We start from the raw sequence: 17,833 nt of genomic DNA on the forward strand, positions 1-17,833 counted from the left end.
ACTGCGGTATGAGTCAGCGTCGAATTGTTGTCACCGGTATGGGCCTGGTTTCGCCTTTGGGCAGTGATCTCGAGATTGTCTGGCAGCGTTTGCTCGCCGGGCGCTCGGGCTTGCGCAATTTGCCGGAGGCGGTGAGCGCAGATCTGCCGACCCGGGTCGCCGGGATGGTGCCAACGGCGGCGGAGGACGTCGAGGCCGGTTTCGATCCGGACCTTGCCACGCCACCCAAGGAGCAGAAGAAGATGGATCGCTTCATCCTGTTCGCCATGGAAGCGGCGCGCCAAGCGTTGGCGCAAGCCGGATGGCAGCCGTCCGAGGCCAAGGATCAGGAGCGCACCGCGACGATCATCGGCTCCGGTGTTGGCGGGTTCGGTGCAATAGCCGACGCTGTACGCACCACCGACAGTCGTGGCCCGCGTCGGCTGTCGCCGTTCACCATCCCATCGTTTCTGGTCAATCTGGCGGCCGGTCATGTGTCGATCCAGCACGCTTTGAAGGGCCCGCTCGGCGCACCGGTGACTGCTTGTGCGGCCGGGGTCCAGGCGATTGGCGATGCTGCACGGATGATTCGTGCCGGTGAAGCGGATATCGCGGTTTGTGGCGGGGCGGAAGCCTGCATCGATCGGGTCAGCCTGGCCGGCTTTGCCGCGGCGCGAGCGTTGTCCAGCGGCTACAACGACACCCCCGAACGTGCCTCACGACCCTTTGATAGTGGTCGCGATGGCTTCGTGATGGGCGAGGGCGCCGGTCTGCTGGTCATCGAATCGCTGGAGCATGCACTGGCCCGCGGCGCACAACCTTTGGCTGAGCTGGTCGGTTACGGTACCACTGCCGATGCCTATCACCTCACCGCCGGGCCGGAAGACGGCAGCGGTGCACGACGCGCGATGCAGTTGGCGCTGGCTCAGGCAGGTGTCGCGCCGGAGCAGGTGCAGCATCTCAATGCACACGCGACCTCGACGCCGGTGGGTGATCTGGGTGAGTTGGCAGCGATCAAGGCGCTGTTCGGTACGGAGAACAAAATCGCCGTGACCTCGACCAAATCCGCCACCGGGCATTTGCTCGGCGCTGCTGGTGGGTTGGAAGCGATCTTCACCTTGTTGGCCATCCGCGATCAGGTAGTCCCGCCAACGCTGAACTTCGACAATCCGGATCCTGCGAGTGTGGGTGTAGATATCGTTCATGGCCAGGCGCGGTCTATGCCGATCGAGTTTGCCCTGTCCAACGGTTTCGGTTTTGGCGGAGTGAACGCCAGTGTGCTGTTCAAGCGCTGGCAGGCTTAGTCTTGCGATTGCTTGAGGTGATCGCGCGTGACGTCGAGGATGCGTTGGGCAAGCTCGACGTCAGCGACACTGCGTGACAACAAGAGCGCGCCGACCAGCGTCGACATGATGACGATGGCCCGGTCGGCGTTGTTGTCGCCCTCGAGGGTGCCTTCGATTTGATTCAGTCGGGCATTGAGTACCGCATCACTGGTCGGGCTCGGCTGGCCGCGCAGACCCAGCTCTGAGGAAATGGTCAGCAGCGGGCAGCCTTCGTGCGGGGAGGTCTGATGCCATTCGGACAGGTAGGTGTCGATAAACGCCTGCAGCGGTTGTTCCTGGGCAAAGATCTCGGCGCACAGGCCATCGACTTGATCGCTTGCTTCCTGCAAGGCTTTCTCGACCAGTTCGTCCTTGGATTTGAAGTGCGAATAAAAGCCGCCGTGGGTCAGCCCCAGTGCTTTCATCAAAGGTTGCAGACCGGTAGCACCAATGCCGTCCTTGCGAAAACGCGCCGAGGCTTCCTTGATGATCCGCTGATGGGTTTGAGCTTTATGATCTTGCGAGTAACGCATGTGGAACTCTCCGCAACAAGACCACCATCTTAACCAAGGTAAATGACATGGTGACTGTACTTCTACTTCTTAAAAGCGCGCCGCTGAGTCCAACACGATCCTTGGAGTTAATACGCCGCAAAAAAACAAACCCCGCCGATTCAGGCGGGGTTTTTCGTTCAGCGATCCTGCGCGTCCTTGATGTCCGCTTCGGCATTGCGCTGCGCAACGCGTTTGCGTTCTTCATCGGTCAGTTCAACCTTGTTGGCAGTGTCGCGCAGCATCATCAATCCGCCAACGATCGAGCCGATTGCAACGACCAGAATCAACCAGGCATACCAGGGCATAACGGCTCTCCTTAATGGCAGCTCGACGGGCGAGGGTTTCGCCAGCGACGCTGCATACCACTTTGAGCGAAGTGAGTTCGCAGTGGTTCCATTCTAGGCCGGTTAAGCCCGGTGTACCCGAAATCCCTCAGCGGCCGGTCAGCATCGCATCGGCCGGAGCGTCAGCGCGCAGTTGCCCGGTGAGCAGAAAGTAGCCGAAGCCGACCGCCATGAAGCCAAGGAAAATCAGCCCGATCAGTGCATTGAACCAGGCCATGGCGATCAGACACACCACCGCCAGCACCAGTGCGATCAGCGGAATCAGCGGATAGCACGGCGCACGGAAAGTCCGCTCGAGATTGGGTTCGGATTTACGCAATTTGAACAGGCTGAGCATGCTCATGATGTACATCACGATCGCGCCGAACACGGCCATGGTGATCATCGCCGCAGTGAGGGTCATGCCGCCGAGGTTGATCAAACCATCGCTGTAGATCGCGGCGATGCCGATGATGCCGCCGGCAATGATCGCCCGGTGCGGGGTCTGGAAGCGCGAGAGTTTCGCCAGCGACGCCGGCAGGTAACCGGCGCGGGCGAGGGCGAAGAACTGCCGCGAGTAGCCGAGGATGATCCCGTGGAAGCTCGCCACCAGACCGAACAGACCGATCCACACCAGCATGTGCAGCCAGCCGGAATTGTCGCCGACCACGGTCTTCATCGCCTGCGGCAACGGATCGTTGATGTTCGCCAGGGTGCGCCAGTCACCGACGCCGCCCGCGAAGAACATCACGCCCATCGCCAGCAACACCAGGGTCAGGATCCCGCTGATGTAGGCCTTGGGGATCGTGCGCTTCGGATCCTTGGCTTCTTCGGCAGCCATCGCCGCGCCTTCGATGGCGAGGAAAAACCAGATCGCAAATGGAATCGCGGCGAACATCCCGGCAATCGCTGGCGGCCCGAACACATCGGAGCCGGCCCAGCCGTTCAACGCAAAACTGCTGAAGCTGAACGCTGGCGCGACCACACCCATGAACACCAGCAATTCGATCACCGCCAGCACGCAGACGATCAGTTCGAACGTCGCGGCCAGTTTCACCCCGAGGATGTTCAAGGTCATGAACACGATATAGGCGCCGACTGCCGCATGTTTCGGGTCGAGCGCTGGAAATTGCACATTCAGGTAGGCGCCGATCGCCAGCGCAATCGCCGGAGGTGCGAAAACGAATTCGATCAGCGTGGCCAGCCCGGCGATCAGCCCGCCTTTCTCACCGAACGCACGACGGCTGTAAGCGAACGGCCCGCCGGCATGCGGAATCGCCGTGGTCAGTTCAGTGAAGCTGAAGATGAAACAGGTGTACATCGTGGCGACCATGAACGAGGTCACCAGAAAACCCAGCGTGCCGGCCACGCCCCAGCCGTAACTCCAGCCGAAGTATTCGCCGGAAATCACCAGCCCGACGGCGATGCCCCACAGGTGCAAGGTGCCCAGCGTGGGTTTGAGTTGTGTGTTCATGCGCTTGCTCCCGGAACGGTTTGGAAAGCTCGGGGGAGGGCGTGTGCAGTGGGCGTGCCATTGCTGTAAGTCAGGTCGTAAAGCGCTGAAAGCTGTCGTATCGGGGATGTTCGCGGCTGGATGAGCATTTTTTGTGCGCCAGTTGGGTGCGATGCTGGCAGTTATGCCGTCTTCGCGAGCAGGCTCGCTCCCACAGGGGAATGCATTTCAAAATGTGGGAGCGAGCCTGCTCGCGAAGAGGCCGGCCCATTCGGCGCAAAACCCCGCTGTAACGCCAGTATAAACCCACTCTTTACGCTTTCTTTATGCCCAGCCAACTCCCTCGGTCTCGTTCCTTTACAGCCTCCTTTCCGACAATGCCTCCACACGCGGCAATACGCCGTAAAACGGAGATCTTCCATGAGCGTTCTGGACGGGGTGTCCCTGCTGTTGGCAGCCGGGCTGTTCATTTATCTGTTGGTTGCGCTGTTGCGCGCGGATCGGAACTAGGAGCGGCTATGCACAGTTATGACTATTGGCTGATCCTCGCGTTTTTTGCGGTGGTCTTGCTGCCGGCGCCGTTCCTCGGGCGCTTTTACTACAAGGTGATGGAAGGTCAGCGCACCTGGCTGACACCGATTCTCGGCCCGGTCGAGCGCGGTTGCTATCGGATTGCCGGGGTGGATCCGCAGGCTGAGCAGAGCTGGCAGAAGTACACGCTGGCCTTGCTCGCGTTTAACCTCGCCGGTTTCCTGCTGCTGTTCGCGATCCTGTTGTTTCAGGATCACCTGCCGCTGAACCCGCAAAACCTGCCGGGCCAGGAATGGACTCAGGCGTTCAACACCGCGGTCAGCTTCATGACCAACACCAACTGGCAGTCCTACAGTGGTGAAGCGACCCTCAGCTATCTGAGCCAGATGGTCGGTCTCACCGTGCAGAACTTCGTCAGTGCCGCCACCGGTCTCGCCGTGCTGGTTGCGTTGTGTCGTGGCATCGGTCGCAAGTCGACCAAGACTCTGGGCAACTTCTGGGTCGACATGACCCGCGCCACCCTCTACGGCCTACTGCCGCTGTGCCTGCTGCTGGCGCTGTACCTCGTCTGGCAGGGCGTGCCGCAGACCTTCGCGCAATACGTCAATGCCGTAACCATGCAGGGCGTCGATCAAGTGATCCCGCTCGGCCCGGCCGCCAGCCAGATTGCGATCAAGCAACTGGGCACCAACGGCGGTGGCTTCTTCGGTGTGAACTCGGCGCATCCGTTCGAGAACCCGACCGCGTGGAGCAACCTGTTCGAACTCGCGTCGATCATTCTGATTCCGGTAGCGTTGGTGTTCACCTTCGGTCATTACGTGAAAGACCAGCGTCAGAGCCGCGCGATCATCGCCTGCATGCTTGCACTGTTCCTGATCGGCGGCGCGACTTCGCTGTGGGCCGAATATCAGCCCAACCCGGCGCTGAACAATGCTGCTGTCGAACAGACCGCGCCGCTGGAAGGCAAGGAAGCGCGCTTCGGCACCACCGCCACCGTGTTGTGGTCGGTGACCACGACTGCGGCGTCGAACGGTTCGGTCAACGGCATGCATGACAGCCTCAACCCGCTCAGCGGCATGGTGGCGCTGGTCAACATGATGGTCGGCGAAGTGATCTTCGGCGGCGTCGGTGCCGGGCTCTACGGCATGTTGCTTAACGTGCTGATCGCGGTGTTCCTCGCCGGTCTGATGATTGGCCGCACACCGGAATACCTCGGCAAGAAACTGCAGGCGCGGGAAGTGCAATTGCTGGTGGTGACCTTGCTGGTGATGCCGGTGGGCGTGCTGGTACTCGGCGCCATCGCGGCGGCTCTGCCTGGCCCGGCGGCGACCATCAGCAACCCCGGCCCGCACGGTTTCAGCCAGTTGCTCTATGCCTACACCTCGGCCAGCGCGAACAACGGTTCGGCGTTCGGTGGCCTGAGCGCCAACACGCCGTTCCACAACCTGATGCTCGGTCTGGGCATGTTGATCGGTCGCTTCGGTTACATCCTGCCGGTACTGGCCCTGGCCGGCAGCCTGGCGATGAAGAAAACCGCACCGATCGGCCAGAACAGCTTCCCGACCCACGGCCCGCTGTTCGTGACCCTGTTGACCGTGACCATTTTGCTGGTGGGCGGCCTGACCTTCCTGCCGACTCTGGCGCTCGGTCCGATTGCTGAACACTTGAGCATGGGCTTCTAAGGAATCGATCATGAATATGCATGTTCCTGCAAAACCTGCAGTGCCGACCCAGTCGGCAGAAGCACCGAAAACCGCGATCTCGGCCCTGTGGCGTCCGGCGCTGGTGCAAGCTTTCGTCAAGCTCGACCCGCGCCAACTGGTGCGTTCGCCAGTGATGCTGGTGGTCGAACTGACGGCGATTTTCACCACCGTGCTGTGCTTCATCCCGGACAACGTCGTGCCGACGTTCGTCGCCGCGCAGATTGCCCTGTGGCTGTGGTTCACGGTGCTGTTCGCCAACTTCGCCGAGGCCTTGGCCGAAGGTCGCGGCAAGGCCCGCGCCGACAGCCTCAAGGCCGGCAGCGAAGGCCTCAGCGCGCGGCGCAAACTGGCCAATGGCAGCTTTCAGGTGGTACCCGCCGCCAGCCTGCGCAAAGGCGACGTGGTGCGCGTCGAAGCGGGGGAGATGATCCCCGGTGACGGCGAAGTCATCGAAGGCATTGCGGCGGTCAACGAAGCGGCGATCACCGGTGAATCGGCGCCAGTGATTCGCGAGTCCGGCGGCGATCGCTCCGCGGTTACCGGCAACACGCGTCTGGTGTCCGACTGGCTGCTGGTGAAGATCACCGCCAACCCCGGTGAATCGACCCTCGACCGTATGATCGCGCTGGTCGAAGGCGCCAAACGCCAGAAGACCCCGAACGAAGTCGCGCTGGATATCCTGCTGATCGGCCTGACCCTGATCTTCCTGCTGGTGGTGGTGACCCTGCAGCCGTTCGCCCATTTCGCCAACGGCAACCTGCCGCTGGTGTTTCTGGTGGCGCTGCTGGTCACGCTGATTCCGACCACCATCGGTGGCCTGTTGTCCGCCATCGGTATTGCCGGGATGGATCGACTGGTACGCCTGAACGTGATCGCCAAGTCCGGGCGCGCCGTGGAGGCGGCCGGTGACGTGCACGTGTTGCTGCTGGACAAGACCGGCACCATCACCTTCGGTAACCGCCGTTGCAGCGCGGTGTATGCGGCGCCGGGCGTGAGTGGTCGCGAGTTGGCCGAAGGCGCGTTGTTTGCCTCGCTGGCGGACGAAACCGCCGAAGGCAAATCCATCGTCGAGTACCTGCGCGGTCTGCATCCGCAAACCGAGCCGGCACTGGATACGTTGACTGCCGTGCCGTTCAGTGCGGAAACCCGCTTGTCCGGTGTCGACTATCAGGGCCGCGTGTATCGCAAGGGCGCAGTCGATTCGCTGCTGTCGTTCCTCGGCCAACAACGCTCCGATCTGGCCCCGGCGCTGTCGCGGGAAATCGACAAGATTGCCCAGAGCGGCGGTACGCCGTTGCTGGTCTGCGCCGACGGCAAGCTGCTCGGTGCGATCCATCTCAAGGACGTGGTCAAGCCAGGCATTCGCGAGCGTTTTGCCGAGCTGCGCAAACTGGGGATTCGCACGGTGATGGTCACCGGCGACAACCCGTTGACCGCTGCGGCCATCGCGGCTGAAGCGGGCGTCGATGACGTGCTGGCCGAAGCAACCCCGGAGAAAAAACTGGCGCGCATCCGTCTTGAGCAGAACGACGGTCGTCTGGTCGCCATGTGCGGCGACGGCGCCAACGACGCCCCGGCGCTGGCCCAGGCTGACGTCGGCATGGCGATGAACGACGGCACACAAGCCGCGCGCGAAGCGGCGAACATGGTCGACCTCGACAGCGACCCGACCAAGCTGCTGGACGTGGTGCAGATCGGCAAGGAATTGCTGGTGACCCGTGGTGCGCTGACGACGTTTTCCATCGCCAACGACGTGGCCAAATACTTCGCGATTCTGCCGGCGCTGTTCGCCGCGATCTATCCGCAACTGGGTGTGCTGAACATCATGCACTTGACCAGTCCGCAGAGCGCGATCCTCTCGGCGATCGTCTTCAACGCCCTGATCATCGTCGTGCTGATTCCACTGGCATTGCGTGGCGTACGCGTACAAGCAGCGAGTGCCGCGGCACTGCTGCGGCGCAACCTGCTGATCTACGGACTGGGCGGGATTCTGGTGCCGTTCGTGGGGATCAAGGCGATCGACATGCTGCTCACGGCTTTGCATTTGGTTTGAGGTTGGAAGAGCCCCTCACCCTAACCCTCCCGAAACGTCGGACCGCCCGTAGGGAGAGGGGACTGATCGAGGTGTTTGTAAGAGGCGTACCGACCTGGGATAGCGAGCCAAACTCAGGTCTGGAAAAGCGCAGAGATCGGCTCCCTTTCCCCTCGCCCCCTTGGGGGAGAGGGCTGGGGTGAGGGGGAAAAGATCTCCCTGGTACCCCGCAAAAGTTTGCCCAACGAATTCGAGGATTTTGCAATGTCCACAATGATACGTCCGGCCCTGAGCCTGCTGGTGCTGATGACCCTGATCACCGGCGTGGCCTATCCACTGGTGGTGACCGGTGTTGCGCAGGTCGCTTTCCCTGAACAGGCCAACGGCAGCCTGGTGCACGACGCCGATGGCAAGGTGCGCGGCTCGTCGTTGATCGCCCAGGATTTCGTCGGTGATGCGTGGTTCCATCCGCGCCCTTCGGCGGGCGCCTTTGCCACCGTGTCCAGCAGCGCCAGCAACCTCGCGCCGAGCAATCCGGCGCTGGCCACTCGGGTAATCGACGACGCCAACAAGTTGCAGGTGCCCGGCCAGGGGCCGGTGCCATTGGCGCTGCTGACCACCTCCGGCAGCGGCCTCGATCCGCACTTGCCACCGGCGGCAATTGCCTATCAACTGGCGCGTGTCGCGCAAGCGCGCAACTTGCCGGTGGCGACCTTGCAGCAACTGCTCGATGCGCACATCGAACAGCCGCTGGTGGGGCCGCCGGTGGTGAATGTGCTGGAGCTGAACATGGCGCTGGAAAAACTCTGAACCGGCGGCGCGGCCATTCGCGAGCAGGCTCGCTCCCACAGGAATACGTGTTCCAAATGTGGGAGCGAGCCTGCTCGCGAAGAGGACCGAAAGAACACCGCATAACTATCTGGAAGAGAGAACATCAAGCATGAGCGACTCCGGCCGCGCCGACGCGCTGTTAGCAGACCTGCCCCGCGACGGCCGTGGCCGGCTGAAGATTTTCCTCGGCGCCGCCCCCGGGGTCGGCAAGACCTACGCCATGCTCCAGGCCGCGCACACGCAATTGCGCCAGGGCGTGAAAGTCATCGCCGGTGTCGTCGAAACTCACGGCCGCGCGGAGACCGAAGCGCTGCTCGGCGGTTTGCCGCAGCAGCCGCTGGTGCGCTCGGAATACCGTGGCGTGATGCTCGAAGAAATGGACCTCGACGGCCTGCTCGCAGCCCAACCCAAGCTGGTGCTGGTTGATGAGCTGGCGCACACCAACGCCCCCGGCAGTCGTCACGCCAAGCGCTGGCAGGATATTCAGGAACTGCTTGCCGCCGGCATTGACGTCTACACCACGGTCAACGTCCAGCACCTGGAAAGCCTCAACGATCAGGTGCGCGGCATCACCGGCGTGCAGGTGCGCGAAACCCTGCCGGACTGGGTGCTGCAGGAAGCCTACGAACTGCTGCTGATCGACCTGCCGCCGCGTGAATTGCTGGAGCGTCTGCGTGAAGGCAAGGTCTACGTGCCGGAACAGGCGCGGGCGGCGATCGATGCGTTTTTCACCCAGACCAACCTTACCGCGTTGCGCGAACTGGCGATGCAAACGGCGGCCGCGCAGGTTGACAACGATCTCGCGCAAGGCTATCGCCAACTTGGTCAGGCAGCTCCGGCGGTGCGCGGGCGTTTGCTGGTCGGCGTCGATGGCGATGCGCATGCCGAACGCCTGGTGCGTCACGCCAGCCGCGTGGCCCAGCGTCGGCATTTGCCGTGGAGTCTGGTGCATGTCGACAACGGCACGGTGCGCGACGAGCAATCGCGCCTGCGCCTGCAAAATGCCCAGCAACTGGCCGAACGCCTCGGCGGCGAAGTGGTATTGCTGCGCGCCGGCGAAGTGGCGAAAACCCTGATTCAGCATGCTGCCGAACGCCGGGCGAGTCTGCTGTTGGTCGGCCAGTCGCGGCCGAGTCTGCGCCGTCGCCTGTTCGGTGGCGGGCTCGCAGCGCGTTTGCTTCGTCAGGCCCACGGCCTGGAAATCAACGTCCTCGACAACGACCATGAACACCCGCAACCGCGTCTGCGGGCGACGCCGACGCTGGTCTGGTTCGACTATCTGTTGGCGCTGGTTGCCACGCTGTTGGCCAGTGCCCTGGCGTGGGCGGTATCGAGTATTTTGCCGCTGCCAAACATCTCGCTGGTGTTCCTCGCGGCGGTGCTGCTGGTGGCGGTGCGCAGCAGTCTGGGCCCGGCGCTGGCCTGCGCGGCGTTGTCGTTTCTGACTTACGACTTCCTGTTCATTCCGCCGAATTTTTCCTTCGCCATTCAGCGCGAAGAAGACGTTTTGACCTTGCTGTTCTTCCTGCTGATGGCGGCGCTCACCGGCAATCTTGCGGCGCGTCAGCGGCGGCAGTTGCAGGCGTTGCGCGACACGCAGGAAGAGACCACAGAGCTGCTCGATCTGTCGCGCAAACTGACTGCGGCGACGGATCGTCAGGCAGTGATCAGCGCTGCTGCGCAGCACCTCAACGGCTGGAGCGATCTGCAATTGTGCCTGCTCAACCGCGACGGCCAGGGCGGCTGGAAAGTCGAGACCGGCGGGCCACTGGAATTCAGCGAATCCGAACGCGCCGCCGCCGACTGGGCCTGGCAACACGATCAACCGGCCGGCATGGGCACCGGTACGCTGCCGTTCGGTCGCTGGTGGTGGTGGCCGCTGTCGGTGGAGGACGGGCCGCTGGCGCTGCTCGGGGTCTGCGCCAAAGAAGGCCAGACTTTGAGCGGCCAGCGTCGACGCCTGCTCACTGCGTTGAGTCAGCCACTGGCTCAGGCACTGGCGCGGGCGCAACTGGCGGACGATCTGGAAGCCGCGCGCTTGCACGGTGAAACCGAGCAGTTGCGCAGTGCGCTGCTGGCCTCGGTATCGCATGATTTGCGCACACCGCTGACCGCCATGCGCGGCAGCATCGACAGCCTGCTGGCCCTCGGCGAAGCCATTCCGCTGGAGGATCGCCGCGAGTTGCTCGAAGGCACCCGCGACGAAGCCGAACGCCTCGATCGCTACATTCAGAACCTGCTGGACATGACCCGCCTCGGCCACGGTGCATTGAAGCTCGCGCGCGACTGGGTGGCGCCGGCGGACATCGTCGGCAGTTCGCTCAATCGCCTGCGTGCGGTGCTCGCGCCGTTGCAGGTCAGCACCGATGTGCCGTCCGAGTTGCCGCTGCTGTTCGTGCATGCGGCGCTGATCGAGCAGGCGCTGGTCAATGTGCTGGAAAACGCCGCACGCTTTTCGCCGGCTCACGGTCGTTTGCAACTGAGTGCCGGGGCGAGTGAAGACGAGATTTTCTTCACGGTCAGCGATGAAGGGCCGGGGATTCCCGAAGAGGAGCGGGCGAAGATTTTCGACATGTTCTACACCGCCGCACGCGGTGATCGCGGCGGACAGGGCACGGGGCTGGGGCTGGCGATCTGTCAGGGCATGGTGGGTGCGCATGGCGGGCGCATCAGCGTCGCCGACGGCATCGACGGGCACGGCACCAGCATCACCCTGCACCTGCCATTGCAGACGCAACCGGGGATGGACAATGAAGCCTGATCGCGACTGCGCTACTCTCTTGCCAATCTTTTGTGTTGATGTGAATTCATGAGCCAGACCGCGACCATTTTGGTCATCGATGACGAACCGCAGATCCGTAAATTCCTGCGCATCAGCCTCGCCTCACAAGGCTACAAAGTGCTGGAGGCCGGCACCGGTGCCGAAGGCCTGGCCCAGGCCGCGCTGAACAAGCCCGACTTGCTGGTGCTCGACCTCGGCCTGCCGGACATGGACGGCCAGCAGGTGCTGCGCGAGTTTCGCGAATGGGCCACCGCGCCGGTGCTGGTGCTTTCGGTGCGGGCCAGCGAAGGGCAGAAAGTCCAAGCGCTGGATGGCGGCGCCAATGACTACGTGACCAAGCCGTTCGGCATTCAGGAATTCCTCGCCCGGGTCCGTGCGCTGTTGCGTCAGGCACCGGCCGGCGAGGCCCAGCAAGCAGCGCTGACGTTCGGCCCATTGACCGTGGATCTAGCCTATCGACGAGTGCTGCTCGACGGTGCCGAAGTGGCGCTGACTCGCAAGGAATACGCAGTGTTGGCGCAACTGGCACGGCATCCGGGCCGGGTGATCACCCAGCAGCAATTGCTCAAGGACATCTGGGGGCCGACGCATACCGAGGACAGTCACTACTTGCGGATTGTGGTCGGGCATTTGCGTCAGAAGCTGGCGGATGATCCGACGCGGCCGCGGTTTATTGTGACGGAGGCGGGGGTTGGATATCGGTTGTTGAGTGATGTTGGCTGATCTGGCCTCTTCGCGAGCAGGCTCGCTCCCACACTGGATCTGCGTCGTTCACAAATCCCCTGTGGGAGCGAGCCTGCTCGCGAAGATGTCATCAAACACACCCGAGAAATCAGGCCCGATCAACCCTGCTCACTCTCATACCGATCCAGCGTATCCCGCGCAATTTCCCGTCCCAGCGCGATCAGTTCCGGCGCCTTGTAGAACTCGAAAAACCTGCACACGCGCTTCGGCACGTTGATCAGGATGTCCGGCGGATAGCCGGCGATCTTGTACTGCGCCAACGAGGTCTGCATCACCTCGAAACTCTGGTTGATCAGGTCCAGCAGTGACGCCGGCCCGACGTTGTCGATGATGAACGAACCGGTGGCGGACTTCGGCGCGCCTTCGCGCTCGGGGGCCGCTGCCGGTTGCTGACTTTCCGGTTCGCTGCCTTCCAGCCACGGGTTGATGTCGGCGGCTTCGGCGCGCAGCGCTTCCTGTTCCAGCAACAGCAACTGTTCGGCCTGTTTGCGGCGGAACGGCATCTTCGAACCCAGCGAACTGAGCAAACTGTCGAAGCGCGAACGAAACGCGGGCGGGCGCTGAATCACCGGCAATTTGTAATGCCGCTGGTTGGTGGCGTTGAGGTTGACCGCGATGATCAGGTCGCAGTGGCTGGACACCACCGGCACAATCGGCAACGGGTTGAGAATGCCGCCGTCCACCAGCATCCGGTTGCCCTGCATCACCGGGGTGAACAGGCTGGGAATTGCCGCCGAGGCGCGCATCGCCTGATGCAGGCAGCCTTCCTGAAACCAGATTTCCTGTTGGTTGGTCAAGTCGGCAGCGACGGCGGTGTAGGGAATGCGCAGGTCTTCGATATTGATCTCGCCGACGATCTTGCGGATCTGCCCGAAGACCTTTTCGCCACGTATCGCCCCGAGGCGAAAACTCACATCTACCAGCCGCAGCACATCCAGATAATCGAGGGTTTCGATCCAGGTGCGGTACTCGTCGAGTTTGCCTGCGGCATAGATCCCGCCGACCACCGCGCCCATCGAACAACCGGCAATGCAGGCAATGTCGTAACCGCGTCTTTCGATCTCCTCGATGACTCCGATATGGGCATAGCCCCGGGCGCCACCGGAGCCCAGCACCAGTGCGACACGCTTTTTCATCAAACTTCCTCCCGACAAGGCTCCACAATGCACCCTTCGGGGGGCGGGCGACAATCGGCAGGGTCGCTGGAGACGGCAGGGGCGTCGTTTTTTCGATACTCCGTGACCACTCGGCGCTATGCTCTGGTCACCGCAGATTCATGGGGCGCCAAGGCACTTTTCCCGTGCCGCAACGTCTTACCTGCACGACTGTTGACCTATTTTGAGGTGTGAGTGATGAAAGCCTGGATCTGTGTGCCGTTGATTGCGCTGGCATTGACCGGTTGCGCGGGCAAGACTGCTTATCGTGACAGCTGTGGCAGTCAGCTGGATGCGGCGTGGCATGAGCTGGACCTGGCCAAGGCCGAAGGTTTCGCCGGCACGGTCAGCTACTCCAAGGCGCTGTCGTTGCTGACGGCGGCCAAGACTCAACAGCAATTCGAAGGCTTTGAGGGCTGCAGCAACAAGGCCGAGAAAGCCCGTTTCTATATTCGCGAATCCCGCGCCGGGCGCTAAGCTGCTGACCTGACGCAAGGATGCGCCTGCCTTCTGACGGCAGACTCATCCTTCAAGCCATGTGAATCAGGAGCAAGCGATGTCTGCGTTGGTGGATGGGTTGGTGGCTCATGTCCTGAGCCTGGAAGTGCGTTTGCTGGCCTGTCAGGCGCGCCTGACTGCGCGTACCGACCCCGAGGCGCTGCACGACTTGCGCACCACGGTGCGGCGCTTGCGCAGCCTGTTGCGACCCTTGCGTGGTTTGCCCGGAGTCGAGCAACTGGAAGGTGCCTCCTCGGCAGTCGGTCAGTTGACCACCCCGTGGCGCGATCGCGAGGTGTTGGCCGCCTACCTGCTCAAGCACGATCAACCGCAAGCCGCACAGCGACGCATGGCGCAAATGGACGAAGCCTATCCAGCATTGGCAGCGAGCGCCGAAGTCGCTTCGCTGCTGATCATCCTCGACGCCTTCCCGCGTTTCCTGCGTGCTTCCGAGCGTCAGGGGCTGCTCAAGGGTCTGGGCAAGCGCATCGAAAAACGCCTGCACAAACAATGGAAAAAACTCGACGAGGCCCTGCACGATCCGGCCCACGACCGCCATCGTCTGCGCTTGCTGATCAAGCGCGTGCGTTATGGCATCGAAGCCTATCCGGAACTCGATCGCCTGCCTGAGCCGGCGCTGCCGCGGTTGAAGTCGGCGCAGGGCGCGTTGGGTGACTGGCACGATTGCTGGCAGTGGCTGGCGCGGGCCGAACTGGAAAGCGATCTGCAACCCTGCGTCGCGACGTGGCAGGCAGGCCTGATCAAGGCTGAAGCCAAGGCGGATCGGGTGCTGGATAAACTCAGTTCAAGCTGCTTCAAATCCTGAATCCACTCAGATCCCCTGTGGGAGCGGGCTTGCTCGCGAAAGCGGTGTGTCAGTCACAGATGTGTCTACTGATACACCGCTTTCGCGAGCAAGCCCGCTCCCACATTCGAATATCTTCCTGCCTTAAGGCCTTTCTGTCAGTCCATTTGACCGGAATAGACGCTGCGGCGCTCTGCCATGCTGGTTAAGATCGCTGCATCCCTTTTTTCGCTTGCCGAGGTTGTCATGCGCTTTTCCGATCTGATCGAGGCGGTCCGTCGCCAGCCAGAAGTGACCATTCCCGCCGAGTGGGGTCAGGGGCGAGCCAGTTTTGGTGGCCTGGTGGCGGCGCTGCAATACGAGACCATGCGCGCGAATGTGCCGGCGGATCGCCCGGTGCGTTCGTTGGCGATCACTTTTGTCGGCCCGGTCGAGCCGGAAATTCCGGTGCGTTTCGAAGTTGACGTGTTGCGCGAAGGTAAAGCGGTCAGCCAGGTGCTGGGCCGGGCTGTGCAGAACGGTCAGGTGGTGACAGTTGTGCAGGGCAGCTTCGGCGCTTCGCGACCTTCGGAAGTGGCCGTTGCCGCCTATCCGGCAGCCGAAATGAAACACTGGGACGAATGCCAGGAGTTGCCCTACATCAAGGGCGTGACCCCGGAATTCATGCGGCATCTGGCGATGCGCTGGAGTGTCGGCGGCATGCCGTTCACCGGCAACACATCGCGGCAGATGGGCGGCTGGGTACGTTTGCGTGGGGACGTCAAGGAAGAACCGGTCAATGAGGCGCATCTGCTGGCGCTGGTGGATGCCTGGCCACCGGCCTTGTTGCCGTACCTGAAGAAACCGGCACCGGGCAGCACGCTGACCTGGACCATCGAATTCGTGCAACCGCTACGCGACCTGAGCACGCTGGACTGGTGCAAATACCTGGCAGACATCGAATACGCCGCCGACGGCTACGGCCATGTCGCCGCCAAGCTGTGGAGCGCGGAGGGGGAGTTGATCGCCATGAGTCGGCAGACTGTGACGATTTTTGCCTGAATCATTCAATGCCGACGGTGGCGCTCCCGCCAGGCGCGCCACCAGCCGCCGCTGAGGAAAAACCGCGGAAAGGTCAGGAACTGCTCGACCAGCAAGCGTGACACGGCATCTTTACGATCACTGAACGGCTCGGAGGCTTGCGCTTCCAGGCTGTGGCCGTGGCGCTGCAGACCCAGCGCCGCGACGATACCGATCACACCGATCGCCACACTCGCCAGACTCAGGCTGAACACGCCGGACACGATCAGCAGAAATGCAACGATGAACAGCGGCACGGCAATCAGGTGCAACACCAGATTGGTCGGGTGCTGGTGATTGTTCGGGTACGCGCGCCATTGCCACGCGGGAAGATTGGGGTGACGTTTGCCCATGTTGACTACTCCTCGATCCATGTTGAACACATGGTTGAAGAATAGGCCGGGGCGGGTGGGGCGGCGAATCAAGGTTGGCTATGGTGGTGATAGGTGCAATGGCTGGATTCGATGGTGTTGCAATTGACGCCATCGCGAGCAGGCTCACTCCTACAAAGGATCTGCTGCGCACACAAATCCCCTGTAGGAGTGAGCCTGCTCGCGATGAGTCCCTTAAAGTTTGAGTTGACCGATGGCCTTGCTCAATTCCCCGGCCAACGTTGCCAACTCATTGCTGGTGGTCGCTGAATCCACGGTCTGCTGCACGGTGTTTTCGGTCACATCACGAATGCTCACCACCGCCCGATTCATCTCTTCCGCGACCTGACTCTGCTGCTCGGCCGCCACCGCAATCTGCGTGTTGCTCTCGCGCATCTGCGCCACCGCGCCAGTGATTTCCGCCAGCGCCTCGCCAGCCTCCTGCGCCTGCTGCACGCAGTCGTCGGCCTTGTACGAACTCTCCTGCATGAAGTCCACCGCATCGCGGGTGCCGGCCTGCAGCGCCGAAACCATGGTGGTGATTTCATCGGTGGAGGTCTGCACGCGCTTGGCGAGATTGCGCACCTCGTCGGCGACCACCGCAAAACCGCGGCCCATCTCGCCGGCACGGGCCGCTTCGATGGCGGCGTTCAGCGCCAGCAGATTGGTCTGTTCGGCGATGCTGTGGATCACACTGACTACGCCGTTGATCTTCTGACTGTCCTCGGCCAGACGCTGGATCATCTCGGCGGTCTGCTGCACACCGCTGGAGAGTCCGGCAATCGACTGCTGCACACGGCTGACCACTTGCTGGCCGCTGCCGGCCAGACCATCGGCGGTCTGCGACAGGTCGCGGGTGGCACCGGCGTGCTGGGCGATGTGGTAAACCGTGGCGGTCATTTCATTGATCGCAGTGGCGGCCTGATCGGTTTCGCTCTGTTGACCGAGCATGCCGTGGCGCACTTCGTTCATGCTCGCCGCCAGACGCGCGGCACCGACGTCCAGTTGCCGCGCGGTTTTGGCAACGGTGGTGACCACGCGCTGATAACCGGCCTGCATCGCGTTGAACGCATTGGCCATTTGCCCGACTTCGTCCTTGCAGGCCAGCGGCACGCGGGCCGAGAGGTCACCACTCTTCTCTACATGCAGCATCACGTCTTTCAAGGTGTTGAGCTGACTGAGCAGGAAGCGGATCAGCAACTGCGAAGCGCCGAGCATGGCCAGCATCAGGATGAACACCGCCACGGCGTAGTTGGCAAAGCGTTCACTGAACACTTGCGCCAGGCTCGGGCCATAGGCGATGACCGCGACTTGCTCGCCGTCGCCACGACTGAACACTTCGGCGCCCAGCAGCGGGTTGTTGCCGAACAGCGGCAGATGGTTGATCTCGTTCCAGCCGTTGCTGTCGCTGATCTCCAGCACCGGTTGATCGTTGAGGCGCGGCGCTTCACCGCGTTTGAAGGTCAGCACCTGATCGGCCTTGGGCAGCGCCTGCCCGGCCGGCCAGGCCTTGAGCAATTGTGCCTGGGCCTGAGCGGAAGCCTGTGAGGCGTGGCTGCGTGCCTGCTGCTCAAGCTGCACGGCATACAGCACCAGCAGCAGGGTGGTGACGAAAGCGACCGCATTGACCGCCCAGAATTTGTATTTCAGCGAGATATTGCTAAGCCAGGCACCCATGGAGGTCTTCTC

16 protein-coding genes are annotated in these 17,833 nt (G+C 62.4%); 10 read left to right on the forward strand and 6 right to left on the reverse strand.

The annotated features are described in order from the left end of the window. The first annotated feature begins 8 nt into the window (after positions 1–8). Positions 9–1,283: a beta-ketoacyl-ACP synthase II gene (fabF, locus tag ACM6I7_RS25370; RefSeq protein WP_414889484.1), complete on the forward strand. Its 1,275-nt coding sequence runs from the start codon at positions 9–11 to the stop codon at positions 1,281–1,283. Here fabF and ACM6I7_RS25375 read toward each other — a convergent pair. The 3 genes from ACM6I7_RS25375 to eat form a co-directional block, all read right to left on the reverse strand. Further along, positions 1,280–1,837 (reverse strand): TetR/AcrR family transcriptional regulator, encoded by a 558-nt coding sequence (locus ACM6I7_RS25375; RefSeq protein WP_414889485.1) that lies wholly within the window; start codon positions 1,835–1,837, stop codon positions 1,280–1,282. The genes fabF and ACM6I7_RS25375 overlap by 4 nt on opposite strands. A gap of 158 nt (positions 1,838–1,995) precedes the next feature. After that, positions 1,996–2,163, reverse strand: coding sequence for a DUF2897 family protein (locus ACM6I7_RS25380; protein WP_003226857.1), 168 nt, complete (start codon positions 2,161–2,163; stop codon positions 1,996–1,998). Positions 2,164–2,290: 127 nt separating this feature from the next. Next, entirely contained in the window at positions 2,291–3,655 is a 1,365-nt protein-coding gene (eat, locus tag ACM6I7_RS25385) for an ethanolamine permease (RefSeq protein ID WP_007963671.1), read from the reverse strand. Between the two features lie 399 nt (positions 3,656–4,054). Here eat and kdpF point away from each other — a divergent pair, with 399 nt between their 5' ends. The 6 genes from kdpF to ACM6I7_RS25415 all read left to right on the forward strand — a co-directional run bounded on the left by kdpF (position 4,055) and on the right by ACM6I7_RS25415 (position 12,236). Then, a complete protein-coding gene (kdpF, locus tag ACM6I7_RS25390; protein WP_007963673.1) occupies positions 4,055–4,144 on the forward strand; it encodes a K(+)-transporting ATPase subunit F in 90 nt (29 codons plus the stop codon). An 8-nt stretch (positions 4,145–4,152) separates the two neighbouring features. After that, the gene (gene kdpA / locus ACM6I7_RS25395; protein ID WP_414889486.1) at positions 4,153–5,847 is read left to right on the forward strand and encodes a potassium-transporting ATPase subunit KdpA; all 1,695 of its coding nucleotides are present in this window, start codon (positions 4,153–4,155) and stop codon (positions 5,845–5,847) included. Positions 5,848–5,857: 10 nt separating this feature from the next. Beyond that, entirely contained in the window at positions 5,858–7,921 is a 2,064-nt protein-coding gene (gene kdpB, locus ACM6I7_RS25400) for a potassium-transporting ATPase subunit KdpB (RefSeq protein WP_049827884.1), read from the forward strand. A gap of 243 nt (positions 7,922–8,164) precedes the next feature. Then, positions 8,165–8,710 carry a potassium-transporting ATPase subunit KdpC gene (gene kdpC, locus ACM6I7_RS25405; RefSeq protein WP_097088328.1) on the forward strand — a complete coding sequence of 182 codons (546 nt, stop codon included), beginning with the start codon at positions 8,165–8,167 and terminating at the stop codon, positions 8,708–8,710. 130 nt (positions 8,711–8,840) lie between these two features. Next, positions 8,841–11,492, forward strand: a complete 2,652-nt coding sequence (locus ACM6I7_RS25410) for a DUF4118 domain-containing protein (protein ID WP_414889487.1) — start codon at positions 8,841–8,843, stop codon at positions 11,490–11,492. A gap of 48 nt (positions 11,493–11,540) precedes the next feature. Next, positions 11,541–12,236 carry a response regulator gene (locus tag ACM6I7_RS25415; protein ID WP_096794947.1) on the forward strand — a complete coding sequence of 232 codons (696 nt, stop codon included), beginning with the start codon at positions 11,541–11,543 and terminating at the stop codon, positions 12,234–12,236. A 119-nt stretch (positions 12,237–12,355) separates the two neighbouring features. Here ACM6I7_RS25415 and ACM6I7_RS25420 read toward each other — a convergent pair whose 3' ends face one another. After that, positions 12,356–13,393, reverse strand: coding sequence for a patatin-like phospholipase family protein (locus ACM6I7_RS25420; protein ID WP_047598663.1), 1,038 nt, complete (start codon positions 13,391–13,393; stop codon positions 12,356–12,358). Positions 13,394–13,609: 216 nt separating this feature from the next. On the opposite strand from ACM6I7_RS25420, the gene ACM6I7_RS25425 reads away from it, so the two are divergent. From ACM6I7_RS25425 to ACM6I7_RS25435, 3 genes are all read left to right on the forward strand, one after another. Next, positions 13,610–13,888 carry a hypothetical protein gene (locus ACM6I7_RS25425; protein ID WP_414889488.1) on the forward strand — a complete coding sequence of 93 codons (279 nt, stop codon included), beginning with the start codon at positions 13,610–13,612 and terminating at the stop codon, positions 13,886–13,888. A gap of 79 nt (positions 13,889–13,967) precedes the next feature. Continuing rightward, positions 13,968–14,735 carry a CHAD domain-containing protein gene (locus tag ACM6I7_RS25430; RefSeq protein ID WP_414889489.1) on the forward strand — a complete coding sequence of 256 codons (768 nt, stop codon included), beginning with the start codon at positions 13,968–13,970 and terminating at the stop codon, positions 14,733–14,735. 225 nt (positions 14,736–14,960) lie between these two features. Next, a complete protein-coding gene (locus ACM6I7_RS25435; protein WP_414889490.1) occupies positions 14,961–15,755 on the forward strand; it encodes an acyl-CoA thioesterase in 795 nt (264 codons plus the stop codon). Between the two features lie 5 nt (positions 15,756–15,760). Here the strand turns inward: ACM6I7_RS25435 and ACM6I7_RS25440 are convergent, their stop codons facing one another. Both ACM6I7_RS25440 and ACM6I7_RS25445 read right to left on the reverse strand, forming a co-directional pair. Next, the gene (locus tag ACM6I7_RS25440; protein WP_047295495.1) at positions 15,761–16,126 is read right to left on the reverse strand and encodes an Mpo1-like protein; all 366 of its coding nucleotides are present in this window, start codon (positions 16,124–16,126) and stop codon (positions 15,761–15,763) included. Between the two features lie 213 nt (positions 16,127–16,339). Then, positions 16,340–17,821, reverse strand: a complete 1,482-nt coding sequence (locus ACM6I7_RS25445; RefSeq protein WP_414889491.1) for a methyl-accepting chemotaxis protein — start codon at positions 17,819–17,821, stop codon at positions 16,340–16,342. Between the last annotated feature and the right edge of the window lie 12 nt (positions 17,822–17,833).

This window comes from Pseudomonas sp. IT-93MI4 (genome assembly GCF_949767635.1).
Classification (GTDB): domain Bacteria; phylum Pseudomonadota; class Gammaproteobacteria; order Pseudomonadales; family Pseudomonadaceae; genus Aquipseudomonas; species Aquipseudomonas putida_A.